Source organism: Paenibacillus sp. NMA1017 (assembly GCF_058895805.1).
Window position 1 is genome coordinate 327,700 of record NZ_JBZXYR010000004.1, and the last position, 15,119, is coordinate 342,818.

11 protein-coding genes and 1 riboswitch are annotated in these 15,119 nt (G+C 48.5%); of the genes, 3 read left to right on the plus strand and 8 right to left on the minus strand.

The window, feature by feature from the left end; all coding sequences use genetic code 11:
* Nucleotides 1-28 precede the first annotated feature (28 nt).
* The 5 genes from AC5ELV_RS13600 to gcvH form a co-directional block, all read right to left on the minus strand.
* On the minus strand, nt 29-1,174 hold the full coding sequence (locus AC5ELV_RS13600) for a mannitol-1-phosphate 5-dehydrogenase (protein WP_493430629.1): 1,146 nt from the start codon (nt 1,172-1,174) through the stop codon (nt 29-31).
* Entirely contained in the window at nt 1,171-1,605 is a 435-nt protein-coding gene (locus AC5ELV_RS13605; RefSeq protein ID WP_493430630.1) for a PTS mannitol transporter subunit IIA, read from the minus strand. Before AC5ELV_RS13605 ends, AC5ELV_RS13600 begins: the two co-directional genes overlap by 4 nt.
* Nucleotides 1,602-3,680 carry a BglG family transcription antiterminator gene (locus tag AC5ELV_RS13610; protein WP_493430631.1) on the minus strand — a complete coding sequence of 693 codons (2,079 nt, stop codon included), beginning with the start codon at nt 3,678-3,680 and terminating at the stop codon, nt 1,602-1,604. Before AC5ELV_RS13610 ends, AC5ELV_RS13605 begins: the two co-directional genes overlap by 4 nt.
* 81 nt (nt 3,681-3,761) lie before the next feature.
* Nucleotides 3,762-5,240: a PTS mannitol transporter subunit IIBC gene (locus AC5ELV_RS13615; protein WP_493430632.1), complete on the minus strand. Its 1,479-nt coding sequence runs from the start codon at nt 5,238-5,240 to the stop codon at nt 3,762-3,764.
* 425 nt (nt 5,241-5,665) lie between these two features.
* Nucleotides 5,666-6,058, minus strand: a complete 393-nt coding sequence (gcvH, locus tag AC5ELV_RS13620; protein WP_493430633.1) for a glycine cleavage system protein GcvH — start codon at nt 6,056-6,058, stop codon at nt 5,666-5,668.
* Nucleotides 6,059-6,452: 394 nt separating this feature from the next.
* A riboswitch (glycine riboswitch) is annotated at nt 6,453-6,551 on the plus strand.
* A gap of 176 nt (nt 6,552-6,727) precedes the next feature.
* Here gcvH and gcvT point away from each other — a divergent pair.
* The 3 genes from gcvT to gcvPB all read left to right on the plus strand — a co-directional run bounded on the left by gcvT (nt 6,728) and on the right by gcvPB (nt 10,801).
* Nucleotides 6,728-7,828 carry a glycine cleavage system aminomethyltransferase GcvT gene (gene gcvT / locus AC5ELV_RS13625; RefSeq protein ID WP_493430634.1) on the plus strand — a complete coding sequence of 367 codons (1,101 nt, stop codon included), beginning with the start codon at nt 6,728-6,730 and terminating at the stop codon, nt 7,826-7,828.
* A 124-nt stretch (nt 7,829-7,952) separates the two neighbouring features.
* Nucleotides 7,953-9,308, plus strand: coding sequence for an aminomethyl-transferring glycine dehydrogenase subunit GcvPA (gene gcvPA, locus AC5ELV_RS13630; protein WP_493430635.1), 1,356 nt, complete (start codon nt 7,953-7,955; stop codon nt 9,306-9,308).
* Nucleotides 9,305-10,801 (plus strand): aminomethyl-transferring glycine dehydrogenase subunit GcvPB, encoded by a 1,497-nt coding sequence (gene gcvPB / locus AC5ELV_RS13635; RefSeq protein WP_493430636.1) that lies wholly within the window; start codon nt 9,305-9,307, stop codon nt 10,799-10,801. The genes gcvPA and gcvPB overlap by 4 nt, the downstream gene beginning before the upstream one ends.
* A gap of 119 nt (nt 10,802-10,920) precedes the next feature.
* Here the strand turns inward: gcvPB and ptsP are convergent, their stop codons facing one another.
* The 3 genes from ptsP to ptsG all read right to left on the minus strand — a co-directional run bounded on the left by ptsP (nt 10,921) and on the right by ptsG (nt 15,057).
* The gene (gene ptsP, locus AC5ELV_RS13640; protein ID WP_103049341.1) at nt 10,921-12,633 is read right to left on the minus strand and encodes a phosphoenolpyruvate--protein phosphotransferase; all 1,713 of its coding nucleotides are present in this window, start codon (nt 12,631-12,633) and stop codon (nt 10,921-10,923) included.
* The gene (locus AC5ELV_RS13645; protein ID WP_007431597.1) at nt 12,626-12,901 is read right to left on the minus strand and encodes an HPr family phosphocarrier protein; all 276 of its coding nucleotides are present in this window, start codon (nt 12,899-12,901) and stop codon (nt 12,626-12,628) included. The genes ptsP and AC5ELV_RS13645 overlap by 8 nt, the downstream gene beginning before the upstream one ends.
* A 110-nt stretch (nt 12,902-13,011) precedes the next feature.
* Nucleotides 13,012-15,057, minus strand: coding sequence for a glucose-specific PTS transporter subunit IIBC (gene ptsG / locus AC5ELV_RS13650; RefSeq protein ID WP_493430637.1), 2,046 nt, complete (start codon nt 15,055-15,057; stop codon nt 13,012-13,014).
* Nucleotides 15,058-15,119: the final 62 nt, after the last annotated feature.

Genomic DNA, 15,119 nt, shown 5'->3' on the forward strand with positions numbered 1-15,119 from the left:
CGAAAGTTGATGTTAATTATACGTTGTTTTATGAATTTATAATATCATATTGCTCCAATATCTGCCGATGTAACGGATGATCTGCGGTTATGGAAGTATAACGCGTCAGCGCCACACCCAGTCCTTCGCTACGAATCACCTGCTGAAGCTCGACTGCCTCGGGGTCTTCCGTAATATCAAATTTGCAGGCAGCAGCCATTCCTAACGCCAGATGATCCGTCGGGATGCCATACTCCTGCGCTTGCAGCGCGGGACGTACAAGACGATCATTGGGAGACAGCTTGCGCAACGGCGAACGTCCGACCCGAGTAACATCGTCTATTAGATTAGGGTTGCGGAAGCGATCCAAAATTTTAGAGATGTACTTCCTATGCTCCCCTTGATCCAAACCGAAGCGCTTCACAAGCACCGCTCCCGTTTCCTCCAGCGACCCTTGTATCGAATCCACCACCTTGCTATCCTTCATGGCCTCCTGAATGGTAGCATAACCTGCAGTATAACCAAGATAGGCTGCCACGCAATGCCCCGTATTCACCGTGAACAGCTTTCGTTCAATATAAGGCTCTAGATCCTGCACGTACAGGATACCTTCGATTTCTTCATGCTCAGGTGCCATTTGCGAACGATCCACAACCCACTCGTAAAATGGTTCTACCTGCACATGTAGCGGGTCCTCGTGGTGCTGGATCGGCACAATCCGGTCTACAGCAGCATTTGGAAAATACACCGCAGCCTCAGCCTTGGCACGGGTCGCCTCATCCAATAGCGCAAAAACATGCTCTTTCAGTTGTGCGCTGCCTCCGATTGCATTTTCACAGGCAATCACATGCAGCGGCCTTGCTCCTCGCTCTACCCGCCGCTTGATTCCCTCCGCAATGCCTGCTGCAATGTGCTTGAGGATGCTGACACCTACTGCGGTCGTTACGAGTTCAGCGTGGTCTACTGCATCGGCTACAGCCGCTGCATCCTTGCCGTCAATTGCCGTCACATTCGTGACCAGCTCCGTATCCTTTGTATCATTGGCTAACTCTACGGTGTATTGTTTACGACGACGTAACTCGGATACAAGGGTGTCGTTAACATCTGAAAAGACAACCTCATAGCCTGCACGCGACAGAATCAATCCGATAAAGCCGCGACCGATATTTCCTGCTCCAAAGTGGACGGCTCTCATAGCTCCAGCTCACTTTCGAACAGATCTATAATTTCCTGTGGGGTCACCGCGTTGCGAAGTATATCCATATTTTCTTCCTCCGCACACACCACAGCGATACTCGTCAAAATCTCCATATGATCGCCACCTTGTGCTGCAATGCCGATCACCATGTATGCTTTTTCTTCCCCAAAATCTATGCCTTGCGGGAACTGAACGATGGAGATGCCTGTGGATTGAATAAGCATCTTGGATTCCTTGGTGCCATGTGGAATAGCCAGCCCGTTCCCGATATAGGTGGACACGATCTCCTCGCGTTCCAGCATCTTGTCAATGTACTCACTTGAAATATGCCCTGCATCCAGCAGGATTTGTCCAGCCATACGAATCGCCTCATATTTGTCTTTGGCGGTTGCGTTCATTTTTACTTTGTCTATCGTCATAATACTCACGGTAGGTTCCTCCCTGTCCCTAATTTACTGTGGAAAAATTCAGCCAGCTCACTCGATATATAATTGACAATATGATCCCTGCTACCGTGTTCCAGTAGCGTAACCATGTCTTCCTGCAAGAGTAATGCACTAATCTCGCTCAATACCTCCAAGCTTTCTCTCGGCAGCTCACGAGGTCCCAACATGAGCAGCACGCATTCTACCTGTTCGCCTGTATCCGCCAACAGCGGCTCTGCCAGCTTATACAAGGTAAGCGAAGGCTTGCGAATATAGTGGCTGCGCGTATGAACTAAAGCAATGGAGGTATCAGAAATCACCTGACTACCTTGGCGCTCTCTTTCCATGAGCTGTGCAGCAACCGCAGAAGGCTCTGTAACATTCCCCCGCCCCGCCTCCAACATGCATATCGCCTCTACGGTCGCCGCCATATCCATCCCCTGATTTTCCAGCGAATACACTTGAAATTGCTGTACAATGTGTACAATTTCCTCGAGACTTTTCCGTAGACCGGTAAGCCACTCCATGTCCTGGCCGGGCAGAACAGCCTGTTCCTGCTGATGATCATTGAGATCATGGAGTGTAATATGCTGGATGAAATGACGCAGACGGTCACTCTCCTCTTCTGTCAGCAGCGGGCTGATCTTAAGATACCGATCTGGTTCAAGCGGTAGCTCTACTGTCGAAATGATCAGATCATAATCCTCCTTGGGAATCCGCGCCGCCTCGTACCATGAAGCCCTATCCACAATTTTGATCTGTGGCAGCTCTTTGGCGAGCCTTGTTGCCAGAAGTCTGGATGATCCAATGCCGCTCGTGCAGACTACAATGGCCCGCACCTCCCGCCGTAATTGTCGCAGCCGCTCCAGCGAAGCGCCGAAATGCATGACGAGAAATCCGATCTCTTCATCAGGCACTTTCATTTCTGTCATGCTCGCCGCTGCCTTTTTCACTGATTCGAATAAGCTGCTGTAATCCTTGCGGATTTGCTGAAGGAGAGGGTTACGAATTGGCCTGCCTTCCTTCAAACGTTTGAATACCGGAGCCATATGAGCAATCAGTCCTTCACGCAGAACACGGTCCTCTTCCAATGGTGTGCCTGTCTCTTCCTCCACACGGCGAATCAACTCATGAACCGACTCCAACAGTACAAGATCATCCAACGGTAGTAGTCGGGTAGAGTGATCCTCGGCATCACGAAACAGCAGCCTGAGATAAGATCGTTCCGGCTCCGGAAATTCAATATCCAGCGCCTCTGACAACTCCGTGCATATGCGTTCCACCATAGCTGTGCGAAGCATGATATTTTCATCCGAATCTGTTTTTAAATACGAGAGAAGAGAATCCATAACATACCCGAGTCGTAGGCGTGCCAGCGAAACACAAATTTGAATCAGCAGCTCCATATACTTGCTTTCGACCATGTTTTCCAGCCATTTTTCATGGGGTTGCCAGAGGGCCTTTTCCACGATCAGCAGGTTATCTCTGCCAATCATCTCCAGCAACTTGTCGGCAACACGGGTTACAGGACGAAGTTCTTCGCGGGCTGAAAACAGATCGGATTCATCCAAATATTCGAGAGCCAGCTCGGAAATCGCCCGTCTTTTGTCTGTCTCCCGCCCTGTAATCTCGACCCCGTACCCCCGTCTGCGCACAAGCATGAGTCCACGTTCGCCAATCCAGCCTTGCAATTCGTCCAGATCATGACTGACCGTAGTTACCGTGACTTTCAGATCTGAAGCCAGCGCCAGCAGCTTGATCGGCTCCCGTGTATCCAGCAGCATGCAGAGAACCACGATCTTTCTCTCCTCAGCCGAATATTCGTCTGACTTCGTATGCAACAATTGCTTTCGCAGGCATGCAAGCTGAGCTGGGTCAGCATCTATACCAATACCGATCCCTGACTTTTTCTCCAGCTTCACCTCATGAGCTGCCAGCCAATGCTCGACTGCGCCCAGTTCCCGATGAACCGTCCTTGTGCTGACATTGATCTTCGTGGCAATTTCCCCGGCCGTAACCTCTTTGGACTGCTCCAGAAGATATTCCACGATGTCACGTTGTCGTTTCGTAATATTCATAAGCGCATACCGTTCCTTCCCAAGCTCATCCCTCCAGCAGGAGACGTACACTGCATACAGTCTGCCTGACTACGACGGGGATTAAGAATCGGATTGCAGACGTTCAACCAGCGCTTCGTATTCAGGGCTCTTCAGAAAATTGTCAATGGAAATGTGCTCAGCATTCGGAGCTACTGTTTTAGCCCGGTCTGTCAACGTTTTTTGCGTAATGACAATATCCGCATCCTGTGGAATTTCACTGATTGCCGTATTCGTAACTGTCACGCCTACACCCGCCTGCTTCATTTTTTTGCGTAAAATTGAGGCTCCCATAGCACTTGAACCCATACCTGCATCACAGGAAAAGACAATCTTGTTCACTTCGGATTTATCCTTGAGTGTTCGATCTGCGACAATCTCGGCAGCACGATCAGACTCGTGGTTATCTTCCATTACAGTGGCGTTAGCACTTGCACTCTTGCTTTGATTTTTCATATCTTGCAGGCGGGATGCAGCTTCCTCCAGCCCCTCTTCTTGTTGCTTACCAGTCTTGAGTAACACTGCGGCTACAGCAAAGGATACGACCGCAGCAGCGATTACCCCGCTCAGCATTGGCAAATATCCGCCTTTTGGCGTCATTAGAAAATAGGCGATGATGCTGCCCGGTGAAGGAGCAGCAACCAGTCCGGCACCTGTCAACATGAAACAGAAGGTCCCCACAACGCCCCCAGCTATAGCTGCAAGAATCAGAATCGGCTTCATCAAAATATAAGGGAAATAAATTTCATGAATCCCGCCGAAAAAATGAATAATGACCGCTCCAGGAGCCGACGACTTCGCAGAACCTTTACCGAACAGACAGTAGGCCAGCAAAATACCGAGCCCCGGCCCAGGATTCGATTCAAGCATGAACAGTACGGATTTCCCTGTTCTTGCAGCTTCCTCCAACGCAATCGGACTTAATACTCCGTGATTCAGCGCGTTGTTTAGAAACAATACTTTTCCGGGCTCAATAATGAGGTTGACAAGCGGCAATAGCCCTGCGTTCACGAGGAACTGTACCCCTGCCGACAACACTTGACTGATCATTTGTACAACCGGGCCGATCGCCACATGGGCAAGCAGTGCTAGAATGGCACCGATAATCCCGGCCGAAAAATTATTGACCAGCATTTCAAAGCCTGATCTGACTTTGCCTTCAATGGCCTTGTCGAACTTCTTCAATATCCACGCAGCCAGCGGACCAGCTACCATCGCGCCTAGGAACATCGGGATATCGGCCCCCACTATGACACCCATCGTCATAATGGCACCGATCACACCGCCACGCTGTCCGTGAATCATCGTGCCCCCTGTATAACCGATCAGCAGCGGCAACAAATAATTTTTCATCGGGTCAACCAATTGTGCAAAACCCTCGTTCGGGAACCATCCGGTCGGAATAAAGAGTGCCGTAATCAACCCCCACGCAATAAAGGCTCCCATATTGGGCATAACCATACCGCTAAGAAAACGGCCAAAACGCTGTACGGCGACACGAGTGCCTCCTTTTGAACTTGACTTTGCGTCCAATGTACTCATATTCAAATCCTCCTTGTAGGTAAGCATCACTACCTTTTCTTAAAATTCATACTAAATGACAGCGCTGTCTTCATCAACGAAATGAAAACGTACTTTCGTCATGAATGTTGATGACAACATTTAAATTTAAATTATCCGGGAAGGTATTATACCTGCATAATTCTTCTTAATATGACCTATAGCTATAGAAATTAGTCGAAAAACCGTGCTGGATTATGTATGATTCTTATATGGGGACAACCCTCTACATCAGAATAAAACACGTAATTACGTTTTCAAAAAAAGACAAAAAAATAGCCGCTACGTCAAATCATAGCGACCATTTTATACAAAAATCGAGCAAACTAACGATGCTCTTTTTCAATTAAAAATCAATATAACATCCGAATAACACGCTGTTATTTCATGCTGCATTGCTCCATTTATTACTCCGAAATCAACTGCTCATACTGATCCGCAGACAGTAGCTTGCCCAATGCTTCCTCCACATCTTTATCCATCTCTACTTCGATCATCCAACCTTTTTCATAGGGAGATTCATTCACTAGCTCAGGCGTACTTTTCAGCGCTTCATTCACTTTTAATATGGTTCCCGTCACCGGAGCAAAAAGGTCGGATACCGTCTTCACCGATTCAATCGTACCGATCTCCGCTCCCTGCTCAATCGTTACTCCCGCCTCAGGTAATTCTACAAAAACAATATCACCCAGTTGATGCTGTGCAAAGTCTGTAATACCAATCCGCACCGTTCCATTCTCTGTCCGCTGAACCCACTCATGTTCGTCTGTATACCAAAGTTGCTGCTTTACTTCACCCATCCTGTTCCCCTCACTTCCATATGAATAAAATCGCTTTTGCTCACCTGTATTAGACAGATTAAGATTATGACAACAAGAACACTCATGTCAATAATACTAACAAAAATACTTCATATCACCTCATATAGCGTACTATATAAAAATATAATGGCTTATAACAAACGCTTACATATCCTTATTTATATATTAAATGTTTTTTCTATTGTTTTTGATGACATTTTTATTGACATTTTGAATGAATTTGCGTATTAATGGTTTATAGCAAATGCTTTGGGAAACACCCCGACAACTGCAAACGCGGATGAACGCGGAGGGAGAGACTGCCAAAAAGATTCGCATAGCTGTTGCCGCTTGTGAGACAGTTGTGCACGCGAATCGGATCAAGTTATTATCTGCAAAGCCAGGTAATATACCGTTGATCCCGAAGGTAGCGCCGAAGGAGTAAACCTGCATTGCAGGTGAATCTCTCAGGCAAAAGGACCTCTGCCGGACGCATCTCTGGAGAGCATTCGCTATTGGAGCGGATCACCCAAGGGGAAACCCGGTACATACCGGGGTAACTTTCTGGTATCAAGGACAGAGCTGAAAAAAGAGTGTAGACTGCCGTCTATACGTCTTTTTCGGCCTGTCTTTTTTGTTTAGCCGATCACACCGGATAGGAGTGGAAAAATGACTAATTTGCGAAGAACACCGCTATATTTGTCCTACGGGACGCAGTCTGGGGTTCGTTGTATTGACTTTGGCGGCTGGGAGCTCCCCGTTCAGTTTAGCGGCATTCAAAAGGAGCATGAGGCCGTCCGGCAACGTGCGGGTTTATTCGATGTATCGCATATGGGTGAGTTTTTGGTTGAAGGCAAAGAGGCCGAGGCTTTTCTACAAAGGGTGACCACGAATGATGTCAGCCAGTTGGAACCAGGTCAGGCACAATATTCACTCCTTTGTTACCCCGATGGAGGTGTAGTAGACGACCTGCTTGTTTACTGCAAAGGACCGGAGCGCTACATGCTCGTTGTGAACGCCTCTAACATTGATAAGGATTGGGATTGGTTACTTCGTCATGTACCTGCATCCGTTCACATGGAGAATGTGTCTGATGCGATAGCATTGCTGGCGTTGCAGGGACCGGAAGCAGCACGTATTGCCGCAGCCGTGGCAGATACGGATATTACGAATCTGGCATCTTTCCGCTTCCATGAGGACGTGCCATTGTTCGGAGCAAAAGCTCTCGTCTCACGAACCGGATATACGGGCGAAGACGGTTTTGAATTTTATGTACCTGCTGCGGAAGCACCAGCCGTATGGGAGGGTTTGCTTCGTTCCGGTGAGTCGTATGGGCTGGTTCCCGCTGGACTTGGTGCCCGGGATACACTACGCTTTGAGGCTCGGTTGCCGCTGTACGGACAGGAGTTATCTGCCACGATTTCACCACTCGAAGCCGGTCTGGGTTTCTTCGTCAAGCTGAATAAAGGAGATTTTATCGGTAGAGAAGCACTTCAGCGTCAAAAAGAACAAGGGATTCCTCGTAAATTGATCGGGCTGGAAATGATGGACCGCGGTATCCCACGCGCCCATTATCCGGTATTCGCAGAAGGTCAACACATCGGTGAGGTCACAACGGGGACTCAGTCGCCCACCTTGAAGCGTAATTTGGGCCTCGCCTTGGTGGACAGTCGTTTTAGCACCCTCTCCACACCGTTGGAGGTTGAGATTCGTGGCAAACGCCTACGTGCCGAGGTGGTGGCAGCACCCTTTTATAAACGCCCACGCTGATTTTAAACTCTCTTCATTTCCATAAAGCATACATGTCATATATGAACTTCCGGGTTTCTCCATCTCACGCTTTTTATTAGCTCATTTACGATTAAATTTTGCTTTTCGAAAGGAGCCAGAACCTATGAAGCAGCATCGTTATCTCCCTATGACTGAACAGGATCAAACCGAAATGCTGCGTGTGGTCGGTGTATCATCCATTGATGAATTATTCAGTGACATTCCAGAGGCCATTCGATATCAAGGGGAACTCCCTCTTTCTTCTCGACTCGATGAGAAAGCCTTAACCCGCCACTTGGCCGAGCTGGCCGGACACAATGCCAATACAGACACACATGCCAGCTTCCTTGGCGCAGGAATTTATGATCATCATATTCCGTCCGTCATCCAGCACATCACTTCACGCTCGGAATTTTACACAGCCTACACCCCCTATCAACCGGAAGTAAGCCAAGGCGAGCTACAAGCGATTTTCGAATTTCAGTCGTATATTTGCGAATTGACGGGCATGGCTGTAGCTAATGCCAGCATGTACGACGGAGCGACTGCACTAGCGGAAGCGGGCTCACTGTCCGCCGCAGCTACCCGCCGTAAACAGCTTATCGTATCGAGGTCCGTCCATCCAGAGGCACGCCAGGTATTGGCAGCCTATGCACGCGGATTGGATTTGGACATCGTAGAGATTGGCTGTTCGGACGGCGTAACGGATGCTGATGCGTTAGCGGCGGCCGTATCGGAACAGACCGCGGCTGTTTTGGTCCAAAGCCCCAACTTTTTCGGAGCCGTGGAAAATTTAAAGCCGATGGCTGACCTCATCCATGCGCACAAAGGTCTTTTGGTCGTCAGTGCCAACCCACTGGCACTTGGCTTGCTGGAGACACCCGGCAAACAGGGCGCGGATATTGTGGTAGGGGACGCGCAGCCACTTGGCATTTCCTCTTCTCTCGGCGGTCCGACTTGTGGATACTTTGCCGTTTCTCAGGCACATATGCGCCGTATCCCCGGCCGTATTGTGGGTCAGACCACAGACCGCAACGGTAAACGCGGCTTCGTGCTGACCTTGCAAGCGCGGGAACAGCATATCCGCCGCGAAAAGGCCACCTCTAACATTTGTTCCAATCAAGCGTTGCTAGCTTTATCTGCATCTGTATACTTGTCTGTCATGGGTAGACAGGGGATTCAGGAAGTAGCCGAGCTAAATTTGCATAAAAGCCGTTATGCTTTAGAACAATTGCTGAGCTTGAAGGGCGTAACTGCCTCGTTTAACGCACCGACCTTTAATGAATTTGCCATTAGACTGCCTAAGGGTACGGATATGAGCAAACTCCAGGCCGAGCTGCTAGGTGCTGGATTTATCGCTGGCTACGATTTGGGCCGGGACTATGAGGAACTTGCTGGTCACATGTTGATTGCCGTGACGGAGCAAAGAACCAAAGAAGAGATCGACCAATTTGTACACACCTTGGGGGGATTGCTATGACACACACCGGACAGGATCAGAAACAAGGGCTGTTGAAGGAACACGATCAAGCGCTCATTTTTGAATTGAGCCGTCCGGGTCGCATCGCCTATTCCCTTCCCGAGTGCGACGTTCCCCGTCGCCCGGTGGCAGAGCTTTTGCCAGATTATGCGCTGCGCAGCGAACCTGCGGCATTACCCGAGGTATACGAAGTAGACGTTATTCGGCATTATACCGCCTTGTCCCGGCGCAATTTTGGCGTGGACAACGGATTTTATCCGCTCGGCTCCTGTACGATGAAATACAATCCGAAGGTGAATGAAGATATCGCCCGATATACAGGCTTCGCCAAAATCCATCCATACCAGCCCGAGGATAGCATCCAGGGTGCCATGGAGCTACTACATACGCTCCAAAATGATTTGGCTGCGTTAACGGGCATGGATGCCGTCACGCTTCAGCCCGCTGCGGGCGCCCATGGCGAATGGACCGGGCTGATGATGATTCGCTCATACCACGAAGCACGTGGTGAGCGACGTACCAAGGTGCTCGTGCCGGATTCGTCGCACGGAACGAACCCCGCCAGCGCAACCGTCGCGGGCTTCGAAACAGTCACCCTTCCTTCCACCCCTGAGGGGCTGGTGGATCTGGATGCGCTGCGTCAAGCCGTAGGCAGCGACACCGCTGCGCTCATGCTGACCAACCCGAACACGCTTGGGCTGTTCGAGAAGCAAATCACTGACATTGCTGCCATCGTGCATGACGCGGGGGGGCTACTCTACTATGACGGAGCGAACTCCAACGCCATCATGGGGATTACCCGTCCCGGAGATATGGGCTTCGACGTAGTGCATCTCAATTTGCACAAAACGATGAGTACCCCGCACGGTGGTGGTGGCCCCGGCGCTGGGCCTGTCGGCGTAAAGCAACGGCTCATCCCTTATTTGCCCAAGCCGCTTGTCGCACGGGATCCGCAGGGTAAGTACCGCTGGGACCGGGAACAGGGAGATTCGATTGGACGGGTTAAAGCCTTTTACGGCAACTTCGGTATTCTCGTCCGTGCCTATGCCTATATCCGTAGCTACGGTCCTGATGGCTTAAAGCGTGTATCGGAATGCGCTGTGCTCAATGCCAATTACATGATGCATCGGCTCGCTCCACATTTTGACCTCCCCTACCCTGGACATTGCAAACACGAATTCGTAATGTCAGGGCGAGGCTTGAAAAAATTTGGAGTGCGCACGCTTGATGTAGCCAAACGGCTGCTTGATTTCGGCTACCATCCGCCTACAATTTACTTCCCGCTGAATGTAGAGGAGTGCATCATGATCGAGCCCACGGAAACGGAAAGTAAGGAAACACTTGATGCTTTTGTCGACACTATGATTCATATTGCTCGGGAAGCAGAAGAAAACCCTGAGCTGGTGCTCAATGCACCATATACTACTCCAGTCACAAGATTGGACGAAACTACCGCAGCCCGCAAACCTGTACTGAATTGCTCATGCAGTTAAAAACAAATTCTACTTAAAGCATGCAAAAAAGCCGGTATCTAAATAGATACCGGCTGCTGTATGTACACAGCAATTTTTTGTTGGAAAAAGATATAACCTTTGAAATGTAATACCCTTCCTTAGCCTTCGATGCTTTGAACCAATTCAACAACCTGTTCTGCTGTTTGCATGTCCAGAGCTTTTGTAGCCAGTTTTTCCATGTCCGCACGGGACAACTTGGAAATTTGACTACGTGCTGGCAGAATGGAAGTTGCGCTCATACTGAACTCATCAAGTCCCAGACCCAGCAGCAACGGAATTGCTGTTGTATCTCCTGCCATTTCGCCACACATACCAACCCAACGTCCTTCACGGTGAGCAGCATCAATAACCATTTTCACCAGACGCAGAATGGATGGATTGTATGGTTGATACAGGTAAGAAACACGCTCGTTCATGCGATCCGCTGCCATTGTGTATTGAATCAGATCGTTTGTACCGATACTGAAGAAATCCACTTCTTTTGCGAATTGGTCAGCCAATACCGCTGTAGAAGGAATTTCTACCATGATGCCCAGCTGAATTTCTTCAGATACGGATACACCCTCGGCTACCAACTTTTCCTTTTCTTCCAACAAAACAGCTTTGGCTTCACGGAATTCGTTCAGCGTAGCAATCATTGGGAACATGATGCGCAGGTTACCATGCACACTCGCACGCAACAAAGCACGCAATTGAGTGCGGAAAATATCCTGGCGATCCAGACACAGACGAATAGCACGGAATCCGAGGAACGGATTCATTTCTTTCGGCAGATCCAGATAAGGAAGTTCTTTGTCACCACCGATATCCAAAGTACGGACTACGACCGGTTTACCTTCCATTCTTTCCAGAACGGTTTTGTACGCCGTATACTGTACTTCTTCGGATGGAAGCTTATCGCGTCCCATGTACAAGAACTCCGTACGGTACAAGCCAACGCCTTCACCACCGTTGTCCAGAACACCAGCTACATCATTAGGTGTACCAATATTGGCTGCCAGTTCGACATGGACACCATCGACAGAAACCGTAGCTTCGCCGCGCAGCTTGCGCCACTCTTCGCGTTGCTTGTCGTATGCCACCTGTTTAGCACGGTATTCCGCAACAATCTCTTCGGTAGGGTTCACGAATACGTGACCATCCAAACCATCAACGATAATCAAATCGCCGCTTTTAGCTTGAGACAATATATTTTTCGTTCCCACAACTGCAGGAATTTCAAGTGAGCGAGCCATAATAGCCGAATGCGAAGTACGTCCGCCGATATTCGTTGCAAAACCTTTAACAAATTCACGGTTCAGCTGAGCTGTGTCGGAAGGTGTCAAATCTTCTGCAAGCACAATCGTTTCTTCGGCAATTTCTGCAGGACTAACAAAATGAACACCAAGCAGGTGATTCAGGATCCGCTTGGTTACATCACGCATGTCCGATGCGCGTTCTTGCAAATAGGCACTTTTCATGTTTTCAAACATGGAAATGAACTGTGTAGCTACTTCATTCAAAGCATAGTCAGCATTAAGCTGTTCGTCTCTGATTTTAGCTTTAACCGGATCGATCAATTCAGGATCATTCAAGATGAGCAGGTGAGATGCAAAAATTTCTGCTTTTTTCTCTCCCAGCTCCTGAAGCGTTTTCTCCTTAATCGATTCCAATTCGGTTTGAGATTGTACCAAAGCCGCATCCAATCTTGCGATTTCAGCTTCAACATCACCAACCGCGCGTCTCTCTACAGCGTAATTCGGATGCTCCAAGATAAACGCCCGGGCAATGGCTATGCCTGCCGAAGCGGCAATCCCGGAAATTTTAAGCATGAATTTCGCCCAGCCCTTCGTTAACGATTACATTTTCAAGAGCTTTCAATGCTTCGGCAGCTTCAGCGCCTTCACAGATAATGTTGATAGTATCACCTTGTTCCAGACCCAGAGACAATACACCCAGAATGGATTTCAAAGTTACTTTTTTACCGTTAGCTTCGGCGAAAGATTCAGCACCGCTGAATTTGTTAGCTGTATTTACCAGCGCAGTTGCAGGACGTGCATGGATACCGTCTTCATCCGTAATTCTAAAAGTTGTTTGCATAATTTGTTCCTCCCACTTTCCTAAAGATAATATTTGTTTACACGCAGCATACCGGATCATTGATTAGACGGCCTAAGCCGCCTAATCAACTAATCCGAAACACATAGAGTTTATTTTATCGTAATTATACCATCTTCGCCAGCCTTCAATACTCCAGTTTTGTTTAAAGTTACCGAAGAACCTTCTGGAAGGTTAGTAAAAATGACAGGTGAGATGATGGATTTAGCGTTTGCCTTCACGTATTCCAGGTCTACTTTCATAATAGGCTGGCCAGCTGACACAAGATCGCCTTCGTTCACCAAAACGTCAAATCCTTGACCTTTAAGCTTCACTGTATTCACCCCGATATGAACAAGCACTTCTTTACCGCCATCGGATTGAATACCAATCGCATGCTTGCTTGGGAATACATTGAATACTTTACCATAAACAGGGGACACAATCGTTCCATCATTTGGCACGACCGCAAAACCGTCACCTGTCATACGTTCTGCAAATACCGGATCGGGAACCGTCGAGATATCAACCAATTCTCCGTTAACAGGCATTACAATATCTTCTACAATAATGGTTTGTTGTTCTTCTCCAGCTTCCTTCTCCTCTTGTGGAGCAGGTTGCGCCGGAGTTGGTGCAGGTGTACGTCCAGCCATGATATCAGCCATTTGAGATTTAATGGTATCGGAACGTGTACCGAAAATTGCCTGTACGTTGTTACCGACTTCAAGGACACCCGATGCGCCAAGTTGTTTCAGACGAGCTTTGTCAACGTTCGATTTTTCATTAACTTCGATCCGAAGACGTGTAATACAAGCATCCAGGTGCTTGATATTCGTGGAACCGCCGAAAGCTGCCAAAATGTTATGCGGAAGCTCGTCACTACTGCCGACTGCTGCACCATCCACATTTTCTGTAGCTTCTTCACGTCCTGGTGTTTTCAAGTTGAACTTCCGTATGATGAATCGGAATCCGAAGTAGTAAATAACCGCCAAAATCAGACCGACGATAATTACATACCACCAAGGCGTACGGGTTGGAATAATCCCGAAAATCAGGAAGTCAATAAAGCCGCCTGAGAAGGTCATACCGATTTTGACATGTAAAATTTGCATGGTCATAAATGACAGACCTGCGAATATACAGTGTACTGCAAACAGCAGTGGAGCTACGAATAGGAAGGAAAATTCCAGTGGCTCCGTAATACCTGTCAAGAACGAAGTCAATGCTGCTGAACCCATGATACCTGCTACATATTTTTTGTGTTCTGGTCTTGCTTCATGGTACATCGCAAGCGCTGCTGCTGGCAAACCGAACATCATGAATGGGAATTTACCCACTTGGAACGTACTTGCTGTCAACGCCACTCCGTCGCGAAGCTGACTGAAGAAGATCTGCTGGTCACCGTGAACGGTTTGACCTGCTTTGTTAACATATTCACCAAACTCAAACCAGAACGGTGAATACCAGATGTGATGCAAACCAAATGGAATCAGCGCGCGTTCGATAACCCCGAACAGGAATGCCGACAAAGTCGGGTTGGAATACACCATAAAGTGAGATACTGCGTTAAGTCCTTGTTGAACTGGAGGCCAGATCAGAACCAGCGCAAGTCCAACAATCAGTGACGATACCGCCGTTGCAATTGGAACGAAACGCTTACCCGCGAAAAAGCCTAGATACGAAGGAAGCTCAATTTTGAAAAAGCGATTGTACATGGCCGCGGCCAGTATACCGATGATTATCCCGCCGAACACCCCGGTTTGAAGTGTAGGAATCCCCAACACGTTCGCATAACCCGGAATTTTTTGAGCAATCAGACCAGGTGTTACACCCACGGCTGTACCCAGTGTAATATTCATTACGAGGTAACCAATGATCGCAGCCAAACCTGCTACACCTTCACCGCCTGCCAGACCGACGGCTACGCCGACTGCGAACAACAGTGCCAGATTATCAAAAACGATTTGTCCAGCATTCATCATGATCGTCGCTACCGATTGAACCCAGCCCGCATTTAATGCCGGAATGTACTGGAGAAAATCAGGATTGACCAGCATGTTACCGATACCCAATAAAAGCCCCGCAGCTGGCAAAATCGCTACAGGAAGCATTAATGCTTTACCGACACGCTGTAAAACGCCGAAAAGCTTTTTAAACATACCTTCCACATCCTTCTCTGAAATTTAGAACAGAGGCAAAACAACAAAAAAGGCATGAGCCG

Coding starts and splice junctions, on each gene's coding strand:
- AC5ELV_RS13600 (WP_493430629.1), bottom strand. CDS start 1,174: ATGAGAGCCGTCCACTTTGGAGCAGGAAATATCGGTCGCGGCTTTATC.
- AC5ELV_RS13610 (WP_493430631.1), bottom strand. CDS start 3,680: ATGAATATTACGAAACGACAACGTGACATCGTGGAATATCTTCTGGAG.
- AC5ELV_RS13615 (WP_493430632.1), bottom strand. CDS start 5,240: ATGAGTACATTGGACGCAAAGTCAAGTTCAAAAGGAGGCACTCGTGTC.
- gcvH (WP_493430633.1), bottom strand. CDS start 6,058: ATGGGTGAAGTAAAGCAGCAACTTTGGTATACAGACGAACATGAGTGG.
- gcvT (WP_493430634.1), top strand. CDS start 6,728: ATGACTAATTTGCGAAGAACACCGCTATATTTGTCCTACGGGACGCAG.
- gcvPA (WP_493430635.1), top strand. CDS start 7,953: ATGAAGCAGCATCGTTATCTCCCTATGACTGAACAGGATCAAACCGAA.
- gcvPB (WP_493430636.1), top strand. CDS start 9,305: ATGACACACACCGGACAGGATCAGAAACAAGGGCTGTTGAAGGAACAC.
- ptsP (WP_103049341.1), bottom strand. CDS start 12,633: ATGCTTAAAATTTCCGGGATTGCCGCTTCGGCAGGCATAGCCATTGCC.
- AC5ELV_RS13645 (WP_007431597.1), bottom strand. CDS start 12,901: ATGCAAACAACTTTTAGAATTACGGATGAAGACGGTATCCATGCACGT.
- ptsG (WP_493430637.1), bottom strand. CDS start 15,057: ATGTTTAAAAAGCTTTTCGGCGTTTTACAGCGTGTCGGTAAAGCATTA.